The sequence below is a fragment of the Longimicrobium sp. genome, assembly GCA_036389135.1.
In the GTDB taxonomy this organism is placed as follows: domain Bacteria; phylum Gemmatimonadota; class Gemmatimonadetes; order Longimicrobiales; family Longimicrobiaceae; genus Longimicrobium.
In genome coordinates this window covers 15939-41343 of record DASVQP010000016.1, presented here as the reverse complement: position 1 = coordinate 41343, position 25405 = coordinate 15939, and the positions used below count along the sequence as shown (strand labels likewise).

Annotated in this window: 26 protein-coding genes; 8 read left to right on the top strand and 18 right to left on the bottom strand. The window is 70.9% G+C overall.

Annotated features, from left to right (window positions below):
- Positions 1–399: 399 nt before the first annotated feature.
- Positions 400–1335: a hypothetical protein gene (locus tag VF584_02895; GenBank protein HEX8209108.1), complete on the bottom strand. Its 936-nt coding sequence runs from the start codon at positions 1333–1335 to the stop codon at positions 400–402.
- Between the two features lie 186 nt (positions 1336–1521).
- Here VF584_02895 and VF584_02890 point away from each other — a divergent pair, with 186 nt between their 5' ends.
- From VF584_02890 to VF584_02880, 3 genes are all read left to right on the top strand, one after another.
- The gene (locus VF584_02890; protein ID HEX8209107.1) at positions 1522–1965 is read left to right on the top strand and encodes a transcriptional repressor; all 444 of its coding nucleotides are present in this window, start codon (positions 1522–1524) and stop codon (positions 1963–1965) included.
- Positions 1966–2036: 71 nt separating this feature from the next.
- Entirely contained in the window at positions 2037–3611 is a 1575-nt protein-coding gene (locus VF584_02885) for an FAD-binding oxidoreductase (GenBank protein HEX8209106.1), read from the top strand.
- The gene (locus VF584_02880) at positions 3611–4027 is read left to right on the top strand and encodes a GNAT family N-acetyltransferase (GenBank protein HEX8209105.1); all 417 of its coding nucleotides are present in this window, start codon (positions 3611–3613) and stop codon (positions 4025–4027) included. The genes VF584_02885 and VF584_02880 overlap by 1 nt, the downstream gene beginning before the upstream one ends.
- A gap of 355 nt (positions 4028–4382) precedes the next feature.
- On the opposite strand, the gene VF584_02875 is transcribed toward VF584_02880, so the two are convergent.
- Genes VF584_02875 through VF584_02865 form a run of 3 tightly spaced genes read right to left on the bottom strand, consistent with a single transcriptional unit; the run spans position 4383 to position 6858 of the window.
- Complete coding sequence (locus tag VF584_02875; GenBank protein HEX8209104.1) at positions 4383–5006, bottom strand: NADPH-dependent F420 reductase; 624 nt, start codon at positions 5004–5006, stop codon at positions 4383–4385.
- Positions 5003–5515: a DinB family protein gene (locus VF584_02870; GenBank protein HEX8209103.1), complete on the bottom strand. Its 513-nt coding sequence runs from the start codon at positions 5513–5515 to the stop codon at positions 5003–5005. Before VF584_02870 ends, VF584_02875 begins: the two co-directional genes overlap by 4 nt.
- Complete coding sequence (locus tag VF584_02865; protein ID HEX8209102.1) at positions 5515–6858, bottom strand: CCA tRNA nucleotidyltransferase; 1344 nt, start codon at positions 6856–6858, stop codon at positions 5515–5517. Before VF584_02865 ends, VF584_02870 begins: the two co-directional genes overlap by 1 nt.
- A 186-nt stretch (positions 6859–7044) precedes the next feature.
- Between VF584_02865 and VF584_02860 the strand changes: the two genes are divergently transcribed.
- From VF584_02860 to VF584_02840, 5 genes are all read left to right on the top strand, one after another.
- Positions 7045–7512, top strand: coding sequence for a hypothetical protein (locus VF584_02860; GenBank protein HEX8209101.1), 468 nt, complete (start codon positions 7045–7047; stop codon positions 7510–7512).
- 257 nt (positions 7513–7769) lie between these two features.
- Complete coding sequence (locus tag VF584_02855; protein ID HEX8209100.1) at positions 7770–8024, top strand: DUF2442 domain-containing protein; 255 nt, start codon at positions 7770–7772, stop codon at positions 8022–8024.
- A gap of 189 nt (positions 8025–8213) precedes the next feature.
- Positions 8214–8912, top strand: a complete 699-nt coding sequence (locus VF584_02850; protein ID HEX8209099.1) for a TonB C-terminal domain-containing protein — start codon at positions 8214–8216, stop codon at positions 8910–8912.
- A 154-nt stretch (positions 8913–9066) separates the two neighbouring features.
- Positions 9067–9567 (top strand): hypothetical protein, encoded by a 501-nt coding sequence (locus VF584_02845; GenBank protein HEX8209098.1) that lies wholly within the window; start codon positions 9067–9069, stop codon positions 9565–9567.
- 27 nt (positions 9568–9594) lie between these two features.
- Positions 9595–10281 (top strand): hypothetical protein, encoded by a 687-nt coding sequence (locus VF584_02840; protein ID HEX8209097.1) that lies wholly within the window; start codon positions 9595–9597, stop codon positions 10279–10281.
- A 41-nt stretch (positions 10282–10322) separates the two neighbouring features.
- Here VF584_02840 and VF584_02835 read toward each other — a convergent pair whose 3' ends face one another.
- From VF584_02835 to VF584_02770, 14 genes are all read right to left on the bottom strand, one after another.
- The gene (locus VF584_02835; GenBank protein ID HEX8209096.1) at positions 10323–12515 is read right to left on the bottom strand and encodes a glutamine synthetase III; all 2193 of its coding nucleotides are present in this window, start codon (positions 12513–12515) and stop codon (positions 10323–10325) included.
- Between the two features lie 45 nt (positions 12516–12560).
- Positions 12561–13046, bottom strand: a complete 486-nt coding sequence (locus tag VF584_02830) for an Lrp/AsnC family transcriptional regulator (GenBank protein ID HEX8209095.1) — start codon at positions 13044–13046, stop codon at positions 12561–12563.
- A gap of 368 nt (positions 13047–13414) precedes the next feature.
- Entirely contained in the window at positions 13415–15457 is a 2043-nt protein-coding gene (locus tag VF584_02825) for a PQQ-binding-like beta-propeller repeat protein (GenBank protein HEX8209094.1), read from the bottom strand.
- A 204-nt stretch (positions 15458–15661) separates the two neighbouring features.
- Positions 15662–16087 carry a hypothetical protein gene (locus VF584_02820; GenBank protein ID HEX8209093.1) on the bottom strand — a complete coding sequence of 142 codons (426 nt, stop codon included), beginning with the start codon at positions 16085–16087 and terminating at the stop codon, positions 15662–15664.
- A gap of 99 nt (positions 16088–16186) precedes the next feature.
- Positions 16187–17191, bottom strand: coding sequence for an asparaginase (locus tag VF584_02815; protein HEX8209092.1), 1005 nt, complete (start codon positions 17189–17191; stop codon positions 16187–16189).
- Positions 17184–17954 carry an SDR family oxidoreductase gene (locus tag VF584_02810; protein HEX8209091.1) on the bottom strand — a complete coding sequence of 257 codons (771 nt, stop codon included), beginning with the start codon at positions 17952–17954 and terminating at the stop codon, positions 17184–17186. Before VF584_02810 ends, VF584_02815 begins: the two co-directional genes overlap by 8 nt.
- Positions 17939–18343: a hypothetical protein gene (locus VF584_02805; protein HEX8209090.1), complete on the bottom strand. Its 405-nt coding sequence runs from the start codon at positions 18341–18343 to the stop codon at positions 17939–17941. Before VF584_02805 ends, VF584_02810 begins: the two co-directional genes overlap by 16 nt.
- Positions 18344–18411: 68 nt before the next feature.
- Complete coding sequence (locus tag VF584_02800; protein HEX8209089.1) at positions 18412–18954, bottom strand: hypothetical protein; 543 nt, start codon at positions 18952–18954, stop codon at positions 18412–18414.
- On the bottom strand, positions 18933–19517 hold the full coding sequence (locus VF584_02795; GenBank protein HEX8209088.1) for a hypothetical protein: 585 nt from the start codon (positions 19515–19517) through the stop codon (positions 18933–18935). The genes VF584_02800 and VF584_02795 overlap by 22 nt, the downstream gene beginning before the upstream one ends.
- Before the next feature lie 207 nt (positions 19518–19724).
- Positions 19725–20033, bottom strand: a complete 309-nt coding sequence (locus VF584_02790; GenBank protein HEX8209087.1) for a hypothetical protein — start codon at positions 20031–20033, stop codon at positions 19725–19727.
- The gene (gene alaS / locus VF584_02785) at positions 20030–22666 is read right to left on the bottom strand and encodes an alanine--tRNA ligase (protein ID HEX8209086.1); all 2637 of its coding nucleotides are present in this window, start codon (positions 22664–22666) and stop codon (positions 20030–20032) included. Before alaS ends, VF584_02790 begins: the two co-directional genes overlap by 4 nt.
- Before the next feature lie 216 nt (positions 22667–22882).
- A complete protein-coding gene (locus VF584_02780) occupies positions 22883–23071 on the bottom strand; it encodes a HEPN domain-containing protein (protein HEX8209085.1) in 189 nt (62 codons plus the stop codon).
- A 95-nt stretch (positions 23072–23166) separates the two neighbouring features.
- Positions 23167–23517 (bottom strand): nucleotidyltransferase domain-containing protein, encoded by a 351-nt coding sequence (locus VF584_02775; GenBank protein ID HEX8209084.1) that lies wholly within the window; start codon positions 23515–23517, stop codon positions 23167–23169.
- A gap of 448 nt (positions 23518–23965) precedes the next feature.
- A complete protein-coding gene (locus VF584_02770) occupies positions 23966–25297 on the bottom strand; it encodes a hemolysin family protein (protein HEX8209083.1) in 1332 nt (443 codons plus the stop codon).
- Positions 25298–25405 lie beyond the last annotated feature (108 nt).

The following is a 25405-nucleotide window of genomic DNA, read 5'->3' as shown; positions in this document are numbered from 1 at the left end:
TTGTACGTATGGGCGAGTCGGGATAGCTTGCATCAGAGCACCGGTTTGGTGTAGCGGGTGTGAGAGGCTTCTTGGCGGAAGTGACTCACAATCTACTACTTCAAGTCGGTGCTCGCTCTTTTTTCCACGCAGGATCTGGGTTGAAACCGCTGCAACAACCGCGGGAAGCCTGCCTTCGCAGGCTGTGCGGGCGGGATCGGGTGGGGGAGGTAGGGGCGGTGCGGCGGCTGGTCGCCGGGGGATGGATCGCCCGGCTCGAACGACGGGAAGGCGGCTGAAGCCGGCTCGAGAACGCGGCATGGACCCGGAGTCCGCGGAGGCGGACTTTGTGCTGTTGTTGCAGCGAGTTCACTCGCCCCAACTGAAGGGCGGGGTCCCGGCCCGGGACCCCGCCTCTCTTCACCGGCGTGGCGGCGGGATGTTGATCGTCTCGCGCGGCATGGACGGCTGCGGATTGGAGGGCGCCGGCTGCGGGTACTGTTGCGGCGCGGGCGGGCCCTGCGTCGGCGCGGGGTTCTGGGCCGGCGGCGGCGGGCGGCGCACCGGGGGGCGCGGGCGCGGCGTGGCGGCCGGCGGTACCTGCACCGGCGGACGCGCGACACCCGGCTGCGTCTGCACGGGCGGGCGGGCGACTCCCGGCTGCTGCACCGGAGCACCTGGCACCGCCGGCTGCACCCCGCCCGGAGCCACGGCACCCGGCACCACACCTGGCGCGACGCCCGCGCGCTGGATCGAATCCATCCGGATCGAGTCCATGCGGATCGAGTCGCGGCGGATCGAGTCGAGCTCCTCGGGGGTGGGCGGGATGATGATGGGGGCGCCGCCCAGGAGCCGCGTAAAGGGCGCGCCGCGGGGACGGCGCACGAAGGCCGCGCGGGTGCGCGGCGGCCAGCGCTCCACCGAGAGCACGTTGGTGAGCTCCAGCCAGAGCGTGTCCCTCATCACGCGCCCAGACACGAACTGCTGCACACCCTCCCCCGGAAAGGCGACCAGCGCGAACACGCCATCCTTCCTCACCTCGCCGGTGAACGGGATCACGAAGCTGCCCGGCACCCCGTACTGCCCCGCAACGGAGTCCAGCCGCTGCGTCAGGAATCGGAACTCGCCCGGCGGCGTGAGCTGGTAGTCGCTGTTCGCCATCGCTGCGCTGTCGCGCGGCGCGATCTCGAAGCCCGCGAAGAGCCACCGCCCCCGCACCTCCGGCAAGCCCGCCCTCCGCTCCGCGGTGGGCCGCTGCAACGGTGGCAGCGGCTCCACCTCGTCGGGCCCGCATCCCGCCGCGAAGGCCAGCAGCGCCAGCCCCGCCCAGATCGCTCTTCCCCGTCGTCCGGCCACGCCTCTCTCCCTGTTGGGTTTGGATCGCACGGCCCGCCCCGCGCATCGTCCGTGCCGGGGCGGCGGCGAGTGCGGCTACGTGCGCGCGGGCGCTGGAGTTGACACCCTCCGGAACCCGCCCTAGCTTGGAAACGCCGGTGCTCCGCGATGGAGCCCGCCCGACTCCCAGGCCGCCTCCTGATACCGATGGTCACCACCGCACACCCGCGCCCCGAAGAGGTGGACGCCGTCCTCCGCGAAGCGCTGGAGGCGAACGGCCAGCGGTTCACCGAGCAGCGCGCCGCCGTGTACCGCTTCCTGCGCGGCACCGACGAGCACCCCACGGCCGACGAGGTGTTCACCGTGGTGCGCGGCGAGATCTCGGACATCTCGCTGGCCACGGTGTACAAGGCGCTGGAGACGCTGGTGAGCTGCGGGCTGGCCGCCAAGCTCTCGTACGGCGACGGATCGGCCCGCTACGACGCGCGCACCGACGAGCACTACCACTCTCGCTGCCTGGGCTGCGGCGTGGTGCGCGACGTGCACGCCGCCGAGCCCGCGTACCGCCCCCAGGTGCGCGTGGGCGACGGCTTCCGCGTCGAAGGGTTCCGGGTGGAGGTGGTGGGCTACTGCGGCAGCTGCGGCGGCTGACCCAACGCGCCTTCCCGTCCTGACGCTCCCCGCGGGGAGCGTTTTTCGTTTCCGCCTCCGAGCGCGCCACGATGCACCCCGCCGCCCCTCCCTGTCAACCCGCCGGCCCTCCGCGCGCCGCCGCGCCGGTGATCCCCGGCTTCCGGGGCGAGGTGCTGGGCGACGAGGCGCGCTGCACCCCCTTTGGCGAGGCATCGGGGATCTTTCGCGCGCTCCCCGACGCCGTTGCCGTGCCGGCGGATGCGGACGACGTGGCCGCGCTCGTGGAGTGGGCCGCCTCGTCATGGACCGCGCTCGTCCCCCGCGGCGCCGGAACGGGGATGCCGGGTGGGAACGTGGGGCGCGGGGTGGCGGTGGACCTGGTCTCCGGCTTCCGCACGGTCGTGTCGGTGGATGGAGACGCACGGCGCGCCCGCATCCTCCCCGGATGCACGCTGGCGGAGCTGAACGCCGCCGCCGCGCCGCACGGCCTCCACTTCCCCGTGGACCCGTCCAGCGCCGCGCGCGCCACGCTGGGCGGGATGATCGCCAACAACTCGGGCGGCGTGCACACGGTGAAGCACGGCTCCACGCGCCGCTGGGTCCACGCATTGGATGTCGTTCTCGCTGACGGCACGCGCGCTCACGTGGAGCGCGGCGCCCCGCCCGCGCACCCGCGCCTGCGCGAGATCCTCGCCGAAGTGGACGCCGCCATCGAGCCGCATCGCGCCGTGATCGAGGCGCGGTGGCCGCGCGTCCGAAAGAACTCGTCCGGCTATGCGCTCCGCGAGTACCTGGAGAGCGGCGATGCGGTGGACCTGCTGGTGGGGAGCGAGGGAACGCTGGCGCTGCTGACGGCCGCGGAGGTGCGCCTGGAGCCCATTGCCGCGGCGCGCGGGCTGGCGCTGCTGGAGTTCACCGACCTCTCCGCGGCCGCGGCCGCCGTGCAGCGCATCCTGGCGCTGGAGCCCGCGGGGTGCGAGATGATCGACCGCACCTTCATCGACCTGGTGCGCAGCGGCGGCGAGGACCCCGGCTACCCCCTGCGCCCTGGCCTGGAGGCGATCCTCTTCGTGGAGATGGAGGGCAGCTCGGTGGACGTCGTCGCCGCGGCGCTGGAGCGCGTCGAGGAGGCGCTGAGCGGGGTGGCGGACCGGATCAGCATCGCCGTCGATCCGCAGGAGCAGGAGCGCTTCTGGCACGTGCGCCACGCCGCGAGCCCGCTGATCGCGAAGCTGGCCGGCGGGCGGATCTCGATGCAGTTCATCGAAGACGGCGTCGTCCCCGTGGATCGCCTCGCCGGCTACGTGCACCTCCTGCGGCGCGTGCTGGCGGCCAACGACCTCCCCGCCGTCATCTTTGGCCACGCGGGCGACGGCAACCTGCACGTCAACTCGCTGGTGGACGTCGGCGCGCCGGGGTGGAAGGCGCGCGTGGAGGCCATCGTCTACGAGGTAGCCGAGGGGGTGGCGGCGCTCGGCGGCACCATGGCCGGCGAGCACGGCGACGGCCGCCTGCGCGCGCCGCTGATCGAGATCATCTGGGGCGCGGAGATCGTGGAGTGCTTCCGCGCCATGAAGCGCGCCTTCGACCCGCTCGGCATCCTCAACCCCGGCGTCATTCTCCCCCTCCCGGGCCAGCGCCCGCTGGACGCGATCCGCTACTGATGAGGGACGACGTGGAGATCGTCGCGCGTCCGGCTCTAACCGACGATCAGCTCAACGCGTTGTTCGCGGCGTCGTGGCCGGGGCACACTCCGCGCGCGTTCGGCCCGACGCTCGCGCACTGTCTGGGGCACTTAGGCGCGTTCGCGGCGGGGCGGCTGATCGGGTTCGCCAAGGTCGCGTGGGACGGCGGCGACCACGCGTTCCTTCTCGATCCCACCGTGCACCCGGAATTCCGCCACCGCGGCATCGGCGTCGCGCTCGTCCGCAATGCCGCTGCGATGGCTGCGGAGGCAGGCGTGGAATGGCTCCACGTCGACTACGAGCCGCACCTCGCCCCCTTCTACGCGGCGGCCGGGTTCCGCCCCACGGAAGCCGCGCTCCTGAGGCTTGTTGAAAAAGCTGCGCCTACTTCCTGAACGGAGCGCTGCGCCGCATCTGCCTCCGCGCCGCCGCGGGTGCGCGAAGTGAAGGAGACGACAGACGCCACCCATACCGCACCGGCCCCCGCGCCGCATTCCGTACAGGCCAGGTTTAGGAACATGGGCTAGTGGCGAGCCGGCGGCATAGATCGCTTCCTTCACTCCGCACCCGGATTCCGGCACGGGGGCACGGATCGGGCGGCGCTCCGTTCAGGAGGTGACGGCGAGTGGCCGTGCCCTTCGTCTGCTGCTCTGACGATTCACCACCCTCTCAGGCTGCGCGGTTAGCTGCGCCGCATGCAACTGAGGGCGACCCCTGCCCATGTGCCGCTTGCAGAGTGGAGGGTCGCCTTCAGTACGCGAGCAACCCCTCGGCCTCACGCGGGGTGATCTCGACGTCGTACACGGGCGCGCCAGGCTGTTGGCGGCGGCCGCCTTCGCGAAGGGTGCCGGTGTCGACGGGGGCGAAGCCGATCTCCTCGATCAGGCGCGAGACGACCGCCTTGGCATCGGCATCATCCCCGGCTATGAAGATGGCACGGCGCTCCGGGAGCGGGAGGTCGGTGCGCCCGTTGCGGGCGAGGTGCTTCCAGTAGATGGTGTTGAACGCCTTGACCAGCCGCGCGCCGGGGAGGCGCTTCAGCACCTCTTCGCTGGAGGTGGAATCGCCCAGGTCGAAGAGCCCGCCCTCCAGAGTGTAGTGATTGGTCGCGTCGATCACGATCTTGCCGCGCGTGCGCTCCGCGTCCGGCAGCCCCCCGGGGTTGCGCCAGGGGAGCGCCAGCAGCACTACATCGCCGAAGCTCGCCGCGTCGTCCACCGTCATGGCGTGCGCGCGCGGCCCCAGCGCGGCCGCCTGCCCGCACAACGAATCCGGCCCCCGCGAGTTGCTCAGCGCCACCTCGTGCCCGGCGCCCACCAGCAGCTCCGCCATGGTCCCGCCGATGTTTCCCGCCCCGACGATCCCGATCTTCACGACGCACCTCCGCGCACGATGCGGCTGAGCGTGACTACCTGCCCCGTGTGCCGCTGCGCGTGTTCGGCGGCGTGGAAGATCAAGCCCATCACCGTGCTCGGAAGCTGGAGCCGCCCTACGCCGCGTGGGAGCAGGAGATCTTCCTCACGGGTCGCGGCTATCTGCGCGAGGGCGAGCGCGATCCCCTCTTCCACGCCGCGCAGCAGCTCGTCTGCGTCAGGCGCGGGATTGCCGGGTTCAGGCTCGGCGCGGAGGTAGGCGAGCTGCGCGTCGGTGAGGGACTCGCCGCGGGCATAGGTCAGCAGGCGGTCCAGGACGCCGGGGATGTGGCGCAGGTGGAAGCCGACCGACGCCACGCCGGCCGGACGCGCCCACAGCTGCTCCACCGTGAGCCCGGCGGCCGCGCGCGCGACGTCCTCGCCCGCTCCGGCCAGGGCGTGCGCGGCGGGCATCAGCAGCGGCGGTACGCCGGGCATCGGCCCGCGCAGCCAGACTTCGGGTTGCGACATCAGTCCTCCGGGGAGTCGATTCGCGAGCGCACGATAGCGGACAGCGCTTCGACGGTGTTGAGCGACGGATCGTCCGTAACGCGCTCCAGCAGGTCGCGGAGGATCTCGCCCATGAACGGGCCCGCGGGGATGCCGAGCCGCCGCAGCTCCGCGCCGCCGATCGCCAGGTCACCCAGGGTGAGCACGGGCGCGGAGGCCAGTATCCTCCCCACACGCCGCCGGAGCTCCGCAGCTTCGCGCAGGCGCGGGTCGCCTGGGCGCGCGCCGCGCGCCTGCACGTCCGCCACGCGCAGGCGCAGCACGTCGCGCACGTAGCCGGCGCCCACCAGGCGGAGCCACCGCCGCAGCTCCGGTTCCGGCGCATCGGAGGCGGGGATGGCGCTGTGCTGCGCCACCAGGTGCACCACGCGGTCCGTGTCCGCGTTGGAGAACTTGAGGCGGCGCAGCATCCCGAACGCCGCCGCCGCGCCCGCCGCCGCGTGGTCCGCGAATCCCACATCCGCCGTGCGCGCCTTGCCGATGTCGTGTACGAGCGCGGGAAGGCGCAGCGCGACGTGGTGGCGCGGCAGTGCGTCGGCCGTCTTCAGCAGGTGGCTCCACACGGCGTCCGCGCCGTCGCGCACGCCGACGCACGCCTGCAGCTCTGGGTAAAGGGTGGCGAGCGCGCCGCATCCCTCGTACAGCCGCAGCGCCGTCGACGGCCGCTCCGTCTCGCGCAGCACCTTGAGGAGCTCCTCGCGCACCCGCTCGGCGGAAAGCTTCGGGAGCTCGGGCGCGGACTCGCGCGCGGCGGCCCAGGTCGCGTCATCGATGCGCAGTCCGAAGCGCGCGGCGAAGCGCAGGGCGCGCAGCACGCGCAGCCGGTCCTCGCGGAAGCGCTCGCGCGGGTCGCCCACCGTGCGCAGGACGCCGTCGCGCAGGTCGGGGACGCCGCCGTGCGGGTCACGCAGCTCGCGGGTGAGCGCGTGCCAGGCGACGGCGTTGATGGTGAAGTCGCGCCGCTGGAGGTCCTCCTCCACCGAGTCCGCGAAGTGCACCACCGCGTGCCGCCCGTCCGTCTCCACGTCGCGCCGAAAGGTGGTCACCTCGTACATCCGCCCGTCCTTGCCCAGCACGCCCACCGTGCCGTGCGCCACCCCCACGGGAACGGTGCGGCGGAAGATGCGCTGCACGTCGCGGGGGCGGGCGGCGGTGGCCAGGTCCCAGTCGCCGGGGGTGCGGCCGGCCAGGGCGTCGCGCACGGCGCCTCCGACCGTCCACGTCTCGAACCCCGCATCCTGCAGGACGCGGGTGATGCGGATGACCTCTTCCGGCGCGCGCAGCTCCGGGCTCGTTTCCGTCACCGGTCCTCGCCGCTCCGGGGCGGGCCGGCAGCCAACGAAGGGATCGTGTTCCGTTCGTTCATCGTCCTCGTGTGCCCCGCCGGGGCGGGCGAATGCAAGCGTATTTGCGGCAACGGCTTGGCGGATCGGCCACTCTTAATTATCTTGTAATCGCGAACCGCTCCCTCCACCCCAGCCGCGCGTGTGATGACCACCCAAGATCTCCTCCTCCAGGCTCCTGCCAGCGACGCCTTCCGCGCGGCATTCCGCTCCTTTCGCAGCAGCGGCCGTCCCAACGAACGGATCTCTTTCGACCGGCTCTCGCCCCCCGTCAAGGTGGAGCGGACGCTGACCAAGGCGCTGTTAGAATATCCCGACCTCGCCATCGAATCAATCGAGATCCGGGGGTCGAGCGGGTGCGAGTTCTATCGCGGCACGGCCATCGTGCGCACGGCGACGGAAGAGCGGCACGTCCGCTTCCACTGGGACTGCAAGTGGAGGGCGGAGCAGGAGGGGTGGGCGGACTACTTCGGCTTTCCGGACCAGGCGCGCGCGGCCCGCGAGTTCGGCCACGACTGCTTCCGCTCCTGGGTGGAGGAGCGCGTGGTGCCGCTGGAGCCGATGCTGATCGTCGAGGTGATCAACCGCCAGGAGATGCCGGCGATCCTCGCCTGAGGGCATCTCGATTTCAGATCAAGAAGGGCCGCCCTGACATCGGGGCGGCCCTTGCTGCTTGAACCGCCCATCACACAGAGACACAGAGGGAACAACAAGAAACAGGAGAGTTCACGGTGACTCTCTGTATTCTCTCTGTTCCTCCGTGTCTCTGTGTGAAACTGCCGTTCGTTGCGGAATCGGGGGAATTCCTGGAATGGACGATGCAGCACGAGCGGAGCTGTTCCGCCGATTATCGCTCTTTCCAACGGTTACGCATGTTCCTGCATGTGGATGGAGTGACGCACCTGCAGCGGTACGAGCTACGCCTGGAGTTCAACAACGGGACGGGCAAGGACGTTGATCTCGCGGCCGAGTTGCACGGCAAGGTGTTCGAGCCGCTCCGCGATTCGCGTTTCTTCAGCCAGGTCCAGGTGAACCCGGAGACGGGGACGATCGAGTGGCCAAACGGGGCGGACCTTGCTCCCGAGTTCCTGTTCGACGCCGGGAAGACGGTGCACGAGCTGGCCTGAGACCGCCGCACCGCGCTGAAACCTCTTTAAATCCCACAGACCGTGCTCACCTATCGCTGTTGGCAATGCGTCGGATTCCTGCTCTCGCTCGCCCTGGTCGCCACCCCGTCTGCGGGGCAGGATCGGGCGCGATCTTCGCCCTTCTCGACGGAGACCTGCCCGATACCCGCTGGAGTCGTGGGGTACCCGGTGTCGGTCCGTATCCCGGATGGAACTGTACTGGACGCGGAGTTCGGGCCCGCGCTGGCGCAGGCGGTGGCGCGGCGGTGGGAGCCGCCCAGCCGCGGCCGGGGCGGATACGCCGGGCTTTCCCGCCTCAAACGCCGTGTGCAGCCGCCGGAGCCGCGCTGGCCGCAGGATTGGCTGCCGTCCGCGGGCGACACTGCGCGCGTAGCGGTCACCCTCTTCCGCGCGGCACCTCCCGGGCCGGTGCAGATGCTCTCCACGTCCGGCAACCGCGCGTTCGACCGCTCGGTTGCGGCGCACTTCCGCGATCCGGCACCCGCAAGCCCCGAGCTCCCGCCGCTCCCGGGCGGAGTCGATTCGGTGCGCGTGCAGATCGGTTTCGGGGTTGACCCTGGGCCGGGTGCGGAGGGGGTCGTGCGCTTTGCGGCTCAGCAAGCGCCGGCGCAGCTCGTGCGCGGATCGCTGAGGTTCAATCCCGGGATGCGCGCCACCGAGAGCCGGGTGCAGTCCGAGACCACGGTGAAGTACGACGTCGACGTGTCCGGCCGCATCGCCTCCGAATCGATCGAGATCCTGTCGGGCGCGGACCGGGGCTTCGCGAACTCGGTCGCGGAGGGGCTCGCCGGCGCGGCGGGCACTCCGGCTGTCTCGAACTGCCGCGCGATTACTTCGACTGTGGTTCAGAAGTTCCGCGGGCGCTGAAGACGGAGGGGAGACGGTTCCGCACGAAAGAGCCGCTGGACCCGCTCCCGGAGCAGAGCGCGGGAGGGGAATGCTGGCGTACGGTTGCAGCGGGCGCACCAAACGTGCAGCTTGCTCCGCTCTCTGGCTCGCCCTTCCCCTCCCTAATCGAATTATGACCCACAGCATCCACCTGCCGCCCGACGAGCTGTCGCGGCTGGTCGTAGAAGCCGCCGTGAACGCGGACGAGCAGGGCTACTGGTCCGGCCCGGGCACCGCGGCCGAGAACGCCGTCGCGCACCTGACCCGCTTCCTCGGCGTCCTGGCCGGGGGCGATGACGACCTGAACGAGCACGAGCTGGAGCTCTTCGGCGAGGTGTTCCGCGCCGCCACGGGCGAGCACCCCAGCGACGACGTACTGCGCCGCTCCGTAGCCGAGAGCGTGCAGCTCGCCGACGATCCGGACGCGCTCAACGACTTCCTGACCGCCACCCCCGCCTACCTGGAATCCGTGCTGGCGATGGACCGGGAGCGCGGCACCCAGAACACGCGCCAGGTGGTCACCGCGCTCAGCGGCCTCGCGCTCGCCATGCTGGCCGCCGACGGGCGCGCCGAGCCGGAGGAGGACTCCGTCTTCACGACGCACCTTGGCCACCTGCGCGCGCTGGCTGAATAGCGTCCGCACGCCCAGAGAATACCTGCGATGATCCCTGCTGCGTCCGGTGGGCTGGCGATAGGGTTCGTGGTGCTCGCGGTGGCGCTGGCGGCGGCGTTCGTCGCGGCGGTGGGGCGAGTGGAGGAACGGCGGTGGGCACTGCTCGCGGTGTGCGGGGCGGCGGCGTGGCTGGGCACGACCGGTGTAGCCGCGGCGGCAGGACGGCTCTCGTTCGAGACGCGCCCGCCCACGATGCCGCTGCTTGTGCTGGCGGCGTGGGTGGTCGCGCTCTGGCTGGGATTGGGCCCGCTCGGCAAGCGCCTCGCGGAGGGAATTCCGCTCGCCGTACTCGTGGGCGTGCAGGGATTTCGGCTGCCCCTGGAACTGCTGATGCACCGCGCGTACACGGAGGGCGTGATGCCCAGGCAGATGAGCTACGAGGGGCTGAACTGGGACATCCTCACCGGGGCGAGCGCCCTGGTCGTCGCCGCGCTGCTCGCCGCCGGGCGGATGCCGCTGTGGGGCGTACGCCTGTGGAATTTCGCCGGTGCGGCGCTCCTCCTGAACATCCTCACCATCGCGCTGCTCAGCGTTCCCAACATCGGCTTCTTCGATGCGCCGAACGTGTGGATCACCTTCTTCCCGTTCGTGTGGCTCCCCACCGTGATGGTGGTGTCGGCCATCGCCGGCCACATCATCATCTTCCGCCGGCTGCGCGTGGAGGCACAGAGATGAATGCGTCTCTGTGCCTCCGTTTGTCTCTGTGAGCCCAGCCGTTACTTCACGAACAGCATGTCGCGGTACGTGGGCAGCGGCCACATGTCGTCGGGGACGATTTTTTCCAGACGGTCCACGGCGGAGCGCACGGCGAGCATCGCGGGGACGATGTTGTCGCGCATGTGGTAGGCCTTGGAGTGCACGTCGTCGCCGCCCAGATCGGCGTTGTGGGTGCGCAGGGTGTCCAGGGCGTCGCGCAGCTCGTCGATCAGGCCGTTCAGCTCCCGCAGCGTGGAGTGCAGGCCGCGCGCGTCGAGCTTGATGTCGGCGGCGCGCTCGGCGGCGGCGAGCAGGTCGTTCATGTAGCGGAACGCCGCCGGCAGGATCATCGTGGCCGCCACGTCCGCGGTGGTCTCGCCCTCGATGTTGATCGTCTTGAAGTAGGTCTCCAGCGCGATCTCGTGGCGCGACTCCAGCTCGCGGGCCGAGAGGACGCCATACTTCTGGAAGAGCGCCGTGTTCTTGTCGCTCACCATCGTCTCCAGCGCGTCCAGCGTGGTGCGCAGGTTTAGGAGGCCGCGCCGCTCCGCCTCCACCTGCCAGTCGTCGCTGTAGCCGTCGCCGTTGAAGATGATGCGCTTCACGCGGCGGATCTCCGACGCGATCAGCTGCTGCAGGGCGTCCTCGAAGGAAGTCCCCTTCTCCACCTCTGCCTCCAGGGCGGCGCACAGCTCGTCGACCGATTCGGCCATGACGGTGTTGAGCACCGTGGCCGGCCACGAGACGGACTGAGAGGCGCCCAGCGCGCGGAACTCGAACTTGTTGCCCGTGAAGGCAAAGGGCGAGGTGCGGTTGCGGTCGCCCGCGTGCTGCGGGATGTGCGGCAGCACGTGCGTCCCCAACCCCATCAGCCCGCCCTGCTTGCTGGACGTGGCCGTGCCGCTCTGCTCGATCTGCTCGAACACGTCCGCCAGCTGGGTGCCCAGGAAGACGGAGATGATGGCGGGCGGCGCCTCGTTGGCCCCCAGCCGGTGGTCGTTGCCGGCGAAGGCCACGGCCGAGCGCAGCAGGTCCTGGTGCCGCTCCACCGCGCGCAGCACGGCGGTGCAGAAGAAGAGGAACTGCATGTTCTGGTGCGGCGTGTCGCCCGGCTCCAGCAGGTTGGCGTTCTCGGTGCCCAGCGACCAGTTGAGGTGCTTGCCGCTCCCGTTGACGCCGGCGAAGGGCTTCTCGTGGAGGAGGCAGGCCATCCCGTACTTCCGGGCCACCTTGCGCAGCGTGATCATCACCAGCTGCTGGTGGTCGGCCGCCAGGTTGGCGTTCTCGTAGATGGGCGCCATCTCGAACTGCCCCGGCGCCACCTCGTTGTGTCGCGTGCGCTGCGGCACGCCCAGCTTGTACAGCTCGCGCTCCACCTCGGTCATGAAGGCAAGGACGCGGTCGGGGATCGAGCCGAAGTAGTGGTCCTCCAGCTCCTGCCCGCGCGGCGGCTTGGCGCCGAACAGCGTGCGTCCGGTGGTCACCAGGTCGGGGCGGCGATAAAAGAACTCCTGGTCGATCAGAAAGAATTCCTGCTCCGGCCCGCAGGTGGCCACCACCCGCTCCGCCGTGTCGCCAAAGAGCGCAAGCGCGCGGCGGGTCTGCGTCTCCAGCGCGGCGATGGAGCGCAGGAGGGGGATCTTGACGTCCAGCGCGTCGCCCGTCCACGACGCGAACGCCGTGGGGATGGACAGGTAGCAGCCGGCCGGTGTGTCCACGATGAACGCCGGCGAGGTGGGGTCCCACGCCGTGTAGCCGCGGGCCTCGAAGGTGGCGCGCAGCCCGCCCGAGGGGAACGATGAGGCGTCCGGCTCGCCCTGGATCAGCTCCTTGCCGCTGAACTCGGCGACGGCGCCCCCGCCCACGTTGGGGGTGATGAAGGAGTCGTGCTTCTCGGCGGTGGAACCGGTGAGCGGCTGGAACCAGTGCGTGAAGTGCGACGCGCCGCGCTCGGTGGCCCACTCTTTCATGGCGAGCGCCACCGCGTCGGCCACGCTGGCGTCCAGCGCCTCGCCGCGGTCCACGGTGTTCATCAGCGCCTTGAACACCTGCTTGGGGAGGCGCGCGCGCATCTCCGCCAGGCCAAAGGTGTTCTTGCCAAAGATTCCTTCGATGTCCATGGGGCCGCGTGCGGCGCCATCTCCGTTCCGGCTCTCGTCTGCTTCCCAGGTGGCGGCTGCCAGGGTGTCGAAGCGGGCGGCGGTCTTGGGCATGGGAGCTCCTTCCTCTGCTCGGGTTGTGGGGGCGTCGTGGTCTTGCTACCGCTCCGCCTGCACGCGCGGCCGGAGGCCGAGCACAGCGGTTTCCTTGATGGTCGAAAGGACGATGCTGGTGTTCGTCCACTGCACGCCCGGCCAGCTCTGGATCTCGGCGAGGAGCCCCTCCAGCCCGGAGGTGGTGTCGGTGCGCACCTTGAGCAGGTGCGAGCCCTGGCCGGTGATCGAGTGGCACTCCAGCACTTCGGGGTGCGCCAGCACGCGCGCCCTGAACTCCTCGTAATAGCTGGACCCCGCGATCCCCACCGCCAGGAAGGCGGTGACGTCGCGCCCCAGCAGCTTGGGATCGAGCACGGCGGCGAAGCGGCGGATGATCCCGCGCTCCTCCAGCTTCCGCAGCCGCTCCCCCACCGCCGGCGACGAGAGCCCCACCGCCACCGCGAGGTCGTGCTGCGAAGTCCTCCCGTTCTCCTGCAGCATCTCCAGGAGCCGGGTATCCACGTCGTCGAGGCGAGGCTGGCCGTTCACTTAACTTTCTTAAGTCTGGTGAGCGATGTGCAGAACTTTCGCAAATGATAAGGCGGCGGCGCTGCGGATGCAAGAGGTATGCGTCACGAATCTTTGTAACGGTAAAAGGGCCGGCCGTCGTATGACGGTCGGCCCTCACCCCCGCTCGTTCCTCGCGTTTGGATGCCTCGTAGGGGCGCGATTCATCGCGCCCTCCCTCGCCCCCGCCGCGACCTCCGCACCCCGCATCAATGCCGTATGGGCAGACCTGCGTGTCTACCCGCCCCTGCATCCGTCCCGACCTCTGCCTCGTGCACCGCTTCCGTACGGGCCGCCCCACGTGGCTGCCCGTGTCCTGCGCGGCATCGCTGGCCGCCGTCACATCCGCATCAACCCGCCACGTCGAACCCCATCACCACGTCCGAAAAGGTGGCGGCGTACACGGAGCGCTCGCCCGCCGCCGGGGAGGCGAGAAAATGGCCCGCCGGAAAGCGGTGCTGCGCGACCAGCTTCCCATCCTCCACCGCGAGGAGGTGCAGCGTGCCGTTCACGGAGCCGATCGCCACGCGACCGTCGCTGACGGCGGGAGAGGAGTCGTAGATCTCGCCGCCCGTCTCCGCCATCCACAGCTCACGGCCGTCGGTGGCGGAGACGCAGCGCACCTGCCCCTTGTCGCCAAGGCAGCCAACGTAAATGCGGTCGCCGACCAGGGTGGGCGAGGAGTAGCCGAACTTGTCTCCGGGCGCGGTAGCCTGCCAGAGTGGGGCGCCGGTGGCGGCATCGAAGGCGTGCAGCACGTTGTCGTTGGACGGCACGTACACCCGCCCTCCCCCCACCGCCGGCCCGCCGATGGCCGGCGAGTACGCGAACGACTTGTCCGTGCACTGCCGCCGCCACACCTCGCGCCCCGTGGCCACCTCCAGCGCGTACAGGTTGCGGTCCCACGCGCCGACGTAGAAGCGCTCGCCGTCCGTTGCGGCGGGGCTCTGCGCGAACGCCGTGTCGCCCGCCGGGAGGGCGAAGCGCCAGCGAACGGCACCGGTGCGCGCATCCAGCCCGTACACCGTCCCGTCGCCCGAGGCGATGGCGGCGATCCCCCCCGCCACGGCCGCCGATGCGTACACCGGCCCGCCCGTAGCGTGTTTCCACAGACGACGCCCGGTGCGCGCATCGAAGGCGTACACCCCGCCATCCGCGCTCCCCACGATCACCCGCCCCGCATCCACCGTGGGCGACGAGTGGCAGTACCCCTCCGTGCGCGCCGACCAGAGCTGCGTCCCATCGCTGGCGCGGAGTGCGGTGATGGAGCCGTCCATCGCGCTGGCGAAGAGCACACCATCCGCCAGCCGCAGGTGCGACATGACGCCGCCGGTGAGGCGCCGCTCCCAGCGCGGGCGGAGCACTGCATCCGTGCCCGTCACGCGCAGGGGGAAGGCGCGCTGCGCACCTCCCGCGCCGGCGCGCAGCGATAGGAGGTGCGCACCCGGCCGCAGCCCCGCCGTTGGCGCTCCGGCGAGCGGGAGCGGAGCCCATGCGCCCTCGTTCCAGCGGAACTCGCGCGCGCCCTCCGCCCGCGTGGGAACCGCCGCGCCCGCGCCCACCAGCGACACGCCCACGGCCCATAGCGGGCGCGCGTCGCGGCGGGGGGCGAGCGGCACCGTCAGGAGCGGACGAAGCTCGGGCCTCTGCGTCGTGCGACGGGAGAGGCGCACCTCGCCCGCGTTCCAGTCGACGTCCACGCGCTGGTACGAGCCCTGGTACAGCCCCTTGTTCATCGTCCCGGCGACGCCGTTCCAGTGCCAGAGGAGGTCCTGGTGGCCGTGGCCGTTGAAGACGAGCTTCACGTTGTACGGCTCCAGCACGCGCAGGAGCTCGTTCTCGTTGTCCACCATCACACGGTCGCGCCCCACCCAGTGGTGGGTGAAGACGAAGACCGGCGTCTCGCGCCCCACCCTGCGCAGCTCGCGCTCCACCCAGCGGAGCTGCCCGCTCTCGAAGTGCCCCCAGTGCGAAAGGGGCACCGAGCTGTCCAGGAGGACGAAGCGGCACCCCTTGTGGGCGAACGAGCGGAACGGCTCGCCGCAGTACTTCGCGAATATCTGCGGCCCCAGCGGCGACCAGCGCACGTCGTGGTTGCCGGGGATGTGGTGCACGGGAAAGCTCATCCCGGCCAGCACGCGCGCGTACCCATCGTACTCGCCGCGCCACCCGTAATCGGTCACGTCCCCGCCGTTGACCGCGAAGTCAGGGCGGATGCCGCTCGCGATCTCCTCCATCATCGCCCTGCACTCCCGCTCGTTGCGCCCCAGCGCCAGGTGCGTGTCCGAGAAGAACGCGAACGAAAAGGCGCGCGGCGGCATCGCGAACGACGCCCCCGGCGTGAGCGCGGCTGCGATGCCGGCCTTCAGAAAGTCGCGGCGGGTGAGGATCAAGGGGCTGCGGGGGTTGGGATTGTGTGCAGGGGGCCGTCGGGCGAGTGAACTCGCTGCAACAACAGCACAAAGTCCGCCTGCGCGGACTCCGGGTCTGATGCCGGTGTGGTCGAGTCGGCTTCAGCCGCCTTCCCGTGGTTCCAGCCGGGGGCTTCAGCCCCCGGCACCGCCGGGTTCAGACCAAACCAGCCTCACCCCGACGCCTCAGCTCCCCCCGCGCCTCGTGATGATCTCGATGGCGCCGTTCGGGTGCCCGTCGCCGAAGCGCTGCTGGGCGCCGGAGGCGGTGTAGTGGCGGATCATCTCGACGTCGTCCACCGGGATCGAGCGGAGCGACTCGACCGTGCCGAGGCGCTGGCCGTCCAGGTAGGCCAGCACGTCGTCCGGGCCGGAGTACGACACCCGCGCGCGGCGCAGCGTGGAGGTGTTGCTGCGCTTGCGGAGCCACTCGGGCCGCAGCGCCTGCACCAGCTCCAGCGCGTTGGCGCGGCGCGAGGAGCGGATCTCGTCGGCGGTGATCTTGGTGCCATCGCGGGCGGCAAGGGAGCCCCCGCCGGACTGCGACGCGGAGATGCACGCCGCGGACGCCAGCAGCAGGGCGAGCGTGGCCGCGCGGAGGGGGAGGCGCATACCGGACTCCGGGATGGGGTGCGGAAGGCCGGGCGAGGCACCCGGCCGGCGGGACGACGTTCGCAATACTCACCCGCGCCCGCACGGGACGCAAGGACCTCAGGGGGCGTAGCGGCCCGCCTCCACCACCTCGCGCACGCGGGCCAGGTCGCCGCCGTACGTGCCCAGCGCCAGCATCAGCTCGATGCGCGACTGCTGGCCCGTCATGTGGTCCGCGAAGATGGCGCCCATCTCCCGCAGCTCGTGACCGCCGCCGGGGTAGGCGTAGGTGTCCAGCACCCGCCCCCGCGCAGAGCGCGACGCCACCACCACCGGCCGCCCCGCCTCCACCCAGCGGCGCACGCCGGGGACCACCGCGGGCGGCACGTTCCCCCGCCCCATCGCCTCCAGCACGATCCCGTGGGCGCCGCTGTCCAGCGACGCCTCCACCAGCCGCGAGTCCATCCCGGCCACCACCTTCACCAGGTCCACCAGGGTGACGGGCGACTCGGGCTCCAGCGGCGGCTTGCGGCGGCTCTCACGGTAGAAGAGGACGCGCCCCTTGTCCGTGATCCCCAGCGGACCCCAGTTGGGCGAGCGAAAGGTGCCCGCCGCCTCGGTGTGCGTCTTCACCACCTCGGCACCCTGCACGATCTCCTCGTCCATCACCACCATGGTGCCGCGCCCGCGCGCCTCGGGGCTGGCGGCCACCTCCACCGCGCTCATCAGGTTGGCGGGGCCGTCCCACGAGAGCTCGCTGGAGTTCCTCATCGCACCCGTGATGACCACCGGGACCGCGGCCGGCATGGAGCGGTCGAGGAGGTACGCCGTTTCCTCGATGGTGTCCGTTCCGTGCATCACCACCACGCCGTCCACCCCGCCCTCCGCGATGGCGTTCAGGATGGCGCGCCGCAGCTCCCACATCCGATCGATGGTCATGTGCGGCCCAGGGTAGCGCCCGAACTCGCGCACCTCCAGCCGCGCTACCTGGTCCACGCCCGGGACGGCCTCCAGGATCTCCGCGCCGGTGAGCCGCGGAATGGCGCCGCCGCTCTCCGCGTCGATCTTCATGGAGATGGTGCCGCCCGTGGCGATCAGCACCACCCTCGGGAGTGCGTCAGCCACAGAGCACGCTCCCGCCGTTCACGTTCAGGATCTCGCCCGTCAGGTGACGGGCCAGCGGGGAGCAGAGGAAGAGGATCGGCCCCGCGACGTCTTCGGCCGACGCAATGCGGCGCAGGGGGATGGCGGCCTCGATGCGCGCGCGCCCCTCTCCCGCCATCGGCCCCGCGACCATCTCCGTGTCGATCCACCCGGGCGCCACGCAGTTGACGGTGACGTTGCGCGGGCCGAGCTCCACCGCCACGGACTTGGTGAGGGAGATGACGGCGCCCTTGCTTGCCGCGTAGTCCGCGTGCCCCGCCTCGCCGCGCTGCCCGGCGGTGGAGGCCACCAGCACGATGCGCCCGCCATCCCCAATGCGCGCCGCGGCAAGGCGCACGCAGTGGAAGATGGAGTCGAGGTTGGCGCGCATCGTCCGCGCCCATTGCTCCTCCGCCATCTCCGCGATGGGCACGTCGTCCGGCGGCCACACCCCCGCGTTGCCGACGAAGATGTCCACCCCGCCGAGCTCTTTCTCGCACCGGTCGAAGAGGAGCCGCGCCCCCTCCGCCATCCCCACGTCCGCCGCCGCGGCGAAGGCGCGCACGCCCAGCGCGCGCAGCTCGGCCACCACCGCTTCCGCCTCGCCGGCGCGGCTCAGGTAGCCGATCCCCACGTCGGCGCCGGCGCGGGCCAGGAGGAGCGCCGTCGCCTTCCCCACGCCGCGCGAGCCGCCGGTGACCAGGGCGCGCCGCCCGCGCAGGTCGATGCTCAGGCCGGCGTCCATTTGCCCCCCAGCTCCTCGGCGTGGTGCCGCTCCGTGTCCAGGATCTCGCGGAGCAACGCGTCGGTCTTTGGATCGAGGGATTCGGACAGCAGCGCCTCGTAGCGAAGCACCTCCGCTTCCTCGCGGAGGCGCGCGGCGGGCTCCCAGCCGTCCATCCCCACCAGATCGCCCTTCATCTCGCCCAGCTCCACGAGCGGTGCGCCCATCTCCATCAGCCGCACCGAAAGCCGCGAGAGGTGGTGCTGCTCGTCCGCGTGCAGGTCGTTGTAGCGCTCGGCAAGCGCCGCGGCACCGCGCTCCTCCGCCTCCGCGGCGAGGGCACGGTAGAAGAGCGCCTGCGCCTTCTCGGCGGCGCGGGCCTGCGCCAGCAGCTTCAGGATGTCGGGCATTGGAGTACGGTTCGGGTGCGGTGCCGGGCGGCGAAACGTATCGCCGCCGCACCCCGGGTGCCAGAACGCTACGACTTCGCCGCGCCGGGCGACGGGCACTCCCGCCGCGCCGCCTTGAAGAAGCCGACCAGCGTCCCCGCCGCGTTCGGCACCCGCCCCACCCGCCCGTCCGGATGGATCGTCGGCATCACGTCGGTGGTGACGGTTTCCGCCTCGTAGCGTCCGGACACCACCCCGTCGCGCACGGCGTCGATGGTGAGCTTGCCGCCCCGCACGTGTATCGCGAGGCGTTCGGCGTCGGGGTCCGGATAGCCGCTCAGGGCCGCGTCCACCTTGAAGCCGCCCGGCTGCGGCTCCATCCCGAGCAGCCAGGCGCCCGGCGAGATGGAGCCGGGCGCCCCGGCGAAGGAGATCGCCGATCTGCGCCGTTCGTCCTCCATCGTCAGCAGGACGCCGCCGGGACTCTCGCAGTACCAGGAGGTCCCGCTGAGCGGCCCTTCGATGGTGCCGCCCACGCGCCCGTTGAAGTCGCCGCTCTCCTCGCCGCACCCGGCCAGCACCAGCGCCGCGGCGGCCAGCACGCGCGCCCTCACCCGCATTTCTCCACCCATGCCACCTCGGGCATGCGCCCGGCGCGATAGCTGGTCACGGCCTTCCCATCCGTCTCGAAGATGATGCGGAATCCGCTGTCCGCGGGGGTCACCACCAAGTAGTGCCCGTCGGTGTACTTGTGCGGCTCCTGTCTCACGCGCCCCGCGTAGATCTGCCGGATGCGCGTTTCGGGGTCGCCGATACGCGCGCCCTCCAGCGTCGCCACCCTTCCGGAGTCAACGTCGATGCGCGCCACCTCGCCCTTGATGGCCAGCACCCCGACCCCGGCGGGCAGGCGGCCGGACCTCACGTACGCGCACGCCTGTGTGGCGCCCGGCGCGTCCGCGAGCGTCACGTTGAGCCCCAGCGCATCCCGCGCATTCGACCCCACCTTCACCGACCCGATCCCCCGCGGCGTGACGGACCACGCCGTGTCCGCGCGGGAGAACTTGCTCGCGCTCGCGGGCGGCTCGACGCTGAGGATCGGCGATTCGCCGGCCCCCGGCTTCGGCTCCTCCTTCGCGCCGCCTCCGCACGCCGCCAGCGCGAGGCACCCGCACACGATCCACCGGTTCATCGCCATCCACTCCCTCCCGAGGTATGCTGGTGGCTCACCTGTGGCTCTTCCCTTGAGGGCGAGTGAACTCGCGGCAACAACCGCACAAAGTCCGCCTGCGCGGACTCCGGGTCCAATCCCGCGTTTCTCGAGCCCACTTCAGTGGGCTTCCCGTCGTTCCAGCCGGGGGCTTCAGCCCCCGGTTTTCGGCGCCCGGCGTTCATCCCCCGGTGTTCACCCCTCCGCCAGCACCCCGATCCTCCCCGCTCCGCCCCACGCCTCCGCGAACTCGCCCATCCCGTCCGCATCCATCTCGGCGCGGGCCTCGAGGGCGTGGGTGAGGAGCGCGTCCGCAGCCAGGAGCGGGAGCGCATCCTCCCGCCCCCCCGTGCCGCGCAGGACCTGCTCGTACAGCGACATCGCCCCCGCCGCGAGCGCCTCCGGCACCTCTCCATCCTCTGGAAGCGCCGCGACCATCCGCTCCAGCAGGGCCGGGGGCGCGTCGGCGAGGCGGGCGCGCAGCCAGTCCGCGGCGGCGCTCACGCTCCGGCCAGCATCGGACGGACGATCTCCGGGACGCGCTCCAATGCCTCGGGCACGCGTTCCGGCTGCGTTACGCCGGCCTGCGCCATGTGCGGCTTGCCGCCGCCCTTGCCCCCCGCCAGCGCCGCCACCTCGCGCACCACCCGGTCCGCGCGCACGCCGCGGGTCACCATGTCGTCGGTGGAGACGGCAAAGATCGTGGTGCGGTCGCCGAGAGCGGCGGCGAGCACCGCCACGCCGCTCCCCAGCCGCTCGCGAAGCTGGTCGCCCAGCGCGCGCAGCTCGTCCGCGTCCGCCACGTCCACGGTGGAGGCGATCACGCGCGCGCCATCCACCTGGTGCGCGGACTCCAGGAGGCGGCCGATGACGTCCGCGCCGCCCTGGGTGCGCGCCTTCTCCAGCGCGCGCTGGAGCTCGCGCTGCTCCCCGAGCACCTGCTGGATCCGCGGGAGGAGGTTCTCCTCGCGGGTCTTCAGAAGGGCGGCCAGCTCGCGCAGCGTCGCCTCGTCGCGGCGGACGCGCTCGAACGCCTGCGGCCCGGTGACGGCCTCGATGCGCCGCACGCCAGCGGCCACCCCGCTCTCCGACACGATGCGAAAGAGCCCGATCTGTCCCGTGCTGCGCACGTGCGTGCCGCCGCACAGCTCCATCGACACGCCGGGGATGTCCACCACGCGCACCACGTCGCCGTACTTCTCGGAGAAGAGCGCCATCGCGCCGAGGCCGATCGCGTCCTGGTACCCCATCTCGCGCGGCTCCACCGGCGTGTTCGCCCAGATCGCGCGGTTGACGCGCCCCTCCACGTCGCTGATCTCGGCCGGCGTCATCGGCCCGCTGTGCGAGAAGTCGAAGCGCAGCCGCTCCGGCGCCACCAGCGAGCCCATCTGGTGCACGTGCTCGCCCAGCACGGCGCGCAGGGCGGCGTGCAGGAGGTGCGTGGCGGTGTGGTTGCGCTCCGTGTCACGGCGCGGCGGCTCCTCCACCTCCGCGCGCACCAGCCCCGGCGCGAAGTCACCCTCCACCGGCCCGACGACGGCGACGCGCCCGCTCACCTTCCTCACCTCGTCCACCTTCATCGACCACCCGTCGCCGCGCACGTGCCCCGCATCGGCGACCTGGCCGCCGCTCTCGGCGTAGAACGGGTTCTCGCGGAGCTGCAGCGCCACGCGCCCGTCCTCCATCCGCCGGAAGGCGAGGATGTCCGTGTCCAGCGAGACGGCGCGGTAGGCGGCGTAGTCCTGCTCCGCGCCGGCCGCATCGCCCACCGCCTCCCATCCGTCCGCGAGCGCGTCCGCGCCCACGCCGATGCCGGAAGCCGCGCGGTCCTCGCGCGAGCGGCGGCGCTGCGCCTCCAGCTCGTTCTCGAACCCTTCCATGTCCACCGAGTAGCCGCGCTCGGCGGCCATCAGCTCGGTGAGGTCGGGTGGAAAGCCAAAGGTGTCGTACAGGCGGAAGGTGTCCGCGCCGCTCACCGTGCCGCTCCCGCCGGCGGGGGCGAGCTCGTCGAAGCGCCTCATCCCGGCATCAACGGTGGCGAGGAAGCGCTCCTCCTCCGCCCGCGTGTTGCGCAGGATGTACTCCCGGCGCGCGTTCAGCTCCGGGAACACGCCGCCCATGCGGTCGATCACCGCCTCCACCACGTGCACCAGCGTCGGCTCGCGGCGGCCGAGGAGGTAGGCGTGTCGGACGGCGCGGCGCAGGATGCGGCGCAGCACGTAGCCGCGCCCCTCGTTGGACGGAAAGACGCCGTCCGCCAGGAGGAAGGCCGTGGCGCGCCCGTGATCGGCCAGCACGCGGTACGACACGCCCTGCGGAGTGTCGTACTCGTACGGCACCCCCACCGTCGCCACCGCGCGGTCGATGATGTCGGTGAAGAGGTCGGTCAGGTAGTTCGCCTTCACCCCCTGAAGTACGGAGGCGAGGCGCTCCAGCCCCATCCCCGTGTCGATGGACGGAGCGGGGAGCGGGTTGAGGTTGCCGTCCGCGTCGCGGTCATATTGCATGAAGACGAGGTTCCAGATCTCCAGGAACTGCCCCTCCTCGCCCAGCTCCTCGAACTGCTCTTTCGACACCTCGGTCCCGCGCTCCCCCTCGGGACGCAGGTCGAAGTGGATCTCGCTGCACGGGCCGCAGGGGCCGGTGTCGGCCATCTGCCAGAAGTTGTCCTTGTCGCCCAGCCGGAAGATGCGCTCCGGCTTCACCCCGGCGATCTCCAGCCACAGCTTCTCGGCCTCGTCGTCGGTGTAGTGCACCGTCACCCAGAGCCGCTCCTTTGGGATGCCGTACTCCTCCGTCAGCAGCTCCCACGCGAAGCGGATGGCGTCGCGCTTGAAGTAGTCGCCGAACGAGAAGTTGCCCAGCATCTCGAAGAAGGTGTGGTGCCGCGCGGTGACGCCCACCTGCTCCAGGTCGTTGTGCTTGCCGCCCGCGCGCACGCACTTCTGCGAGGTGGACGCCCGCGTGTACCCTGGGTTCTCCGCCCCCAGGAACACCTTTTTGAACGGCACCATCCCCGCATTCGTGAACAGCAGCGTGGGATCATCCCCCGGCACCAGCGACGCCGACGGCCGGACTGTGTGCCCCTGCCGGGCGAAATAGTCGAGGAACCGGGTGCGGATCTCGTCGGAGCGCATGTATGAAGACCGGGATAGGGATCGATCGGAGCGAACGCGCAACTTAACGCACGGCAGGGGCGCGGTTCAAGGCGCGCCGGGCGGATCCCGCCATCACGTTGCGAGGCGAGCCTTGATCGCGGCCTCCAGAACCGGATACGCATCACGCGCCACCCGCACGACATCAAGGACCTCGTGCCGGCCGATCGCGCGTGCCGATAGGGGTTTGCGGGGCGGCTAACGATGATGGACCGCGAATGGGGTGAGCTGGGTCGTTGAACCGATTGCTTCCGCGACGGCACGGTCGAGTCTCGCAACCTGCTGCACCAGCCGTGCGATGCTGTGCTGTTCTTCCGGTTCGACACCGTACGTGATCAGCAGAGCCTTCAGCAGCTTCTCGATCGCCTGTTGTGCATGGAATCCCATCGGACTCGCTGGCAAGCCAGCATCCGCTACACCTGCTTCTACCCCAGTCGTCACTCGCGGACGCAACGTATGATCGTGCTAACGCTGCGCGCAGCTCATGGCTGCTCATACAGCAACACGCCGCGCGTGGACGCAGGATACGCCAGCGTGCCGGGTACGGAGACGGACGCATTGTACTCGGTCTCGCCGAAAACCTGCACGTCCACGGGCCAGGGAAAGTCGTTGAACAGGTCAGAAAGGCGCAGGCTGTCCGCCACCCAATCGTCCACCGGATCCCGGACGACCACGAGGATGTCGAAATCGCTCGTCCGACGCGGACGCCCGCTCACGCGCGACCCGTGGAACAGGACCCGCGCGACACGGTCTCTTTCCGCCTCGAGAACCCGCTCGCAGATCTGCCGCGCCGAGCGCAGATCCTCCTCCGAGCATCGGATGGTTGCTTCCACTGAGTCCCTCCCGCTGTGCCGCCCGCATATGCCCTGAACCATTTTACCGCCGCAACCCGCCGCCGTTCAACCCCGCACCACGTCTCCGCCACCCGCGACACACGCCGCGCGACACGAGGCACAGAAGAAACGGCGAGAACTTCGAAGTGAGTTCTCGCCGTTCGCCCGGGGTTCGCACGTTACGCGAGCCTCTCGGAACGCACAGTAGATCCTTCGCTCCGCGCCCGAGATTGGAGACGAGGCAAGGGCGGAGCGGTGCGCCACTCAGGATGACAAAAAACGGGGACTTAGTCGGGCGCCGCGTTACTCGAGCCGGCTTCAGCCGCCTTCCCGTCGTTCCAGCCGGGGGCTTCAGCCCCCGGTGCTCGCGGCGCCGAACCGGCCCACCCGCACCACCCCCGCCCCCACAGCCCGCGAAGGCAGGCTTCCCGCGGTTGTTGCAGCGGTTTCAACCGCCGGGGCCAGGCACCGCCACCGGCTCCCCCACCGGCACCGGATGGTACAGCCGCACGCACTTCACGCGGCGCTCCTCCACCTCTTCCACGCGCAGCTCCCACTCGCCCTCCGCGCCAGGCACGGCCACGATGTCGCCCTCCACCGGCACGCGGCCGAGGGTGCCGAACACGTAGCCGCCCAGCGTGTCGAAGTCGTCCACGGGGAGGTGCAGGAGGAAGCGGTCGTTCACCTCGGAGAGCGAGACGGCGCCATCGATCAGGGTGTCGCCCTCGGGGGTGTGCTCGAACTCGGGCTCGGCCACGTCGAACTCGTCGTTGATCTCGCCGACGATCTCCTCCAGGATGTCCTCCATCGTCACCAGCCCATAGGTGCCGCCGAACTCGTCCAGCACGATGGCCAGGTGCACGCTCTGCTGGCGCAGCTCGGCCAGGATGTCGCTCACCGGCTTGGTCTCGGGGACGAAGTACGGGGGGCGCATCACGGCGCGCATCTCGAACCCGGCGCGCCGCTCGGCGTCGCGCAGCAGGGGGAACAGGTCCTTGATGAGCACCACGCCCACGATGGTGTCGATCGTCCCCTGGAAGACGGGGAGGCGCGAGTGGCCCTCCTCGAAGAAGACGTCCAGCATCTCCTCGAAGGAGGCGTCCACCGGGATGGCGGCCATGGCCGTGCGCGGCGTCATCACCTCGCGCGCCACCGTGTCCGAGAAGCCGAAGACGCCGCGGATCATTTCGCGCTCATCCTCTTCGATCTCGGCGGGGTCGGCACCGGCGGCCACCAGCATGCGCAGCTCCTCGTCCGGCTCGGTAAGGTGCGCGAAGCCCGCGCCACCCAGCCCGAACGGCCGCAGCGCCAGCCGCACGCACAGCTCCAGCGGCTTGAGCACGGGCCAGAACACCACCCACAGCGCGCGCAGCACGGGAAAGCCCAGCACCGCCGCCACCGATTCGGCGCGGTGCACGGCCACCAGCTTGGGGATCTGCTGCCCCAGCGTGGCGTGCAGCACCACGACCACCGCGATGGCGATGATGTCCGAGGCCGCGGCCGTCGAGCCCAGGATGGGGAGCGCGCGCGCGGGCCCCAGCAACGGCACGAGGTACACGCGCGAAGCCGCGAGGGCGTAAGTGCCCAGGAGGATGGATACGAGGCTGCGGCCGACCTGGCCGGCGAAGAGCAGCTCCTCCAGTTGGCCGAGCGCCGGAAGGACGCGGGCCGCGCGGGTGTCGCCCTGGCGGACGTGCTGCTCGATTCGGGTGCGGCGAACGGCGAGAAGGGCGAACTCGGCTGCCACCAGGAAGGCGTTGACCAGCACGAGGCCCAGCACTGCGAGGATGCTTAGACTGCCAGGTTCAGGATCCATGCGAGGTGTACGTAGGAAGGGAGCCCGGCCCACCCAGGCTCCCCGAATCGCGCGGAGCGGCCGGCGCGCCGA

What these genes read in the sequence shown, in the direction of transcription:
- VF584_02845 (HEX8209098.1), top strand. Translation starts at nt 9,067, where the DNA reads ATGACCCACAGCATCCACCTGCCGCCCGACGAGCTGTCGCGGCTGGTC.
- VF584_02805 (HEX8209090.1), bottom strand. Translation starts at nt 18,343, where the DNA reads ATGCCCGACATCCTGAAGCTGCTGGCGCAGGCCCGCGCCGCCGAGAAG.
- VF584_02890 (HEX8209107.1), top strand. Translation starts at nt 1,522, where the DNA reads ATGGTCACCACCGCACACCCGCGCCCCGAAGAGGTGGACGCCGTCCTC.
- alaS (HEX8209086.1), bottom strand. Translation starts at nt 22,666, where the DNA reads ATGCGCTCCGACGAGATCCGCACCCGGTTCCTCGACTATTTCGCCCGG.
- VF584_02880 (HEX8209105.1), top strand. Translation starts at nt 3,611, where the DNA reads ATGAGGGACGACGTGGAGATCGTCGCGCGTCCGGCTCTAACCGACGAT.
- VF584_02885 (HEX8209106.1), top strand. Translation starts at nt 2,037, where the DNA reads ATGCACCCCGCCGCCCCTCCCTGTCAACCCGCCGGCCCTCCGCGCGCC.
- VF584_02855 (HEX8209100.1), top strand. Translation starts at nt 7,770, where the DNA reads ATGTTCCTGCATGTGGATGGAGTGACGCACCTGCAGCGGTACGAGCTA.
- VF584_02800 (HEX8209089.1), bottom strand. Translation starts at nt 18,954, where the DNA reads ATGGGTGGAGAAATGCGGGTGAGGGCGCGCGTGCTGGCCGCCGCGGCG.
- VF584_02780 (HEX8209085.1), bottom strand. Translation starts at nt 23,071, where the DNA reads ATGGGATTCCATGCACAACAGGCGATCGAGAAGCTGCTGAAGGCTCTG.
- VF584_02795 (HEX8209088.1), bottom strand. Translation starts at nt 19,517, where the DNA reads ATGGCGATGAACCGGTGGATCGTGTGCGGGTGCCTCGCGCTGGCGGCG.
- VF584_02840 (HEX8209097.1), top strand. Translation starts at nt 9,595, where the DNA reads ATGATCCCTGCTGCGTCCGGTGGGCTGGCGATAGGGTTCGTGGTGCTC.
- VF584_02810 (HEX8209091.1), bottom strand. Translation starts at nt 17,954, where the DNA reads ATGGACGCCGGCCTGAGCATCGACCTGCGCGGGCGGCGCGCCCTGGTC.
- VF584_02870 (HEX8209103.1), bottom strand. Translation starts at nt 5,515, where the DNA reads ATGTCGCAACCCGAAGTCTGGCTGCGCGGGCCGATGCCCGGCGTACCG.
- VF584_02860 (HEX8209101.1), top strand. Translation starts at nt 7,045, where the DNA reads ATGACCACCCAAGATCTCCTCCTCCAGGCTCCTGCCAGCGACGCCTTC.
- VF584_02835 (HEX8209096.1), bottom strand. Translation starts at nt 12,515, where the DNA reads ATGCCCAAGACCGCCGCCCGCTTCGACACCCTGGCAGCCGCCACCTGG.
- VF584_02820 (HEX8209093.1), bottom strand. Translation starts at nt 16,087, where the DNA reads ATGCGCCTCCCCCTCCGCGCGGCCACGCTCGCCCTGCTGCTGGCGTCC.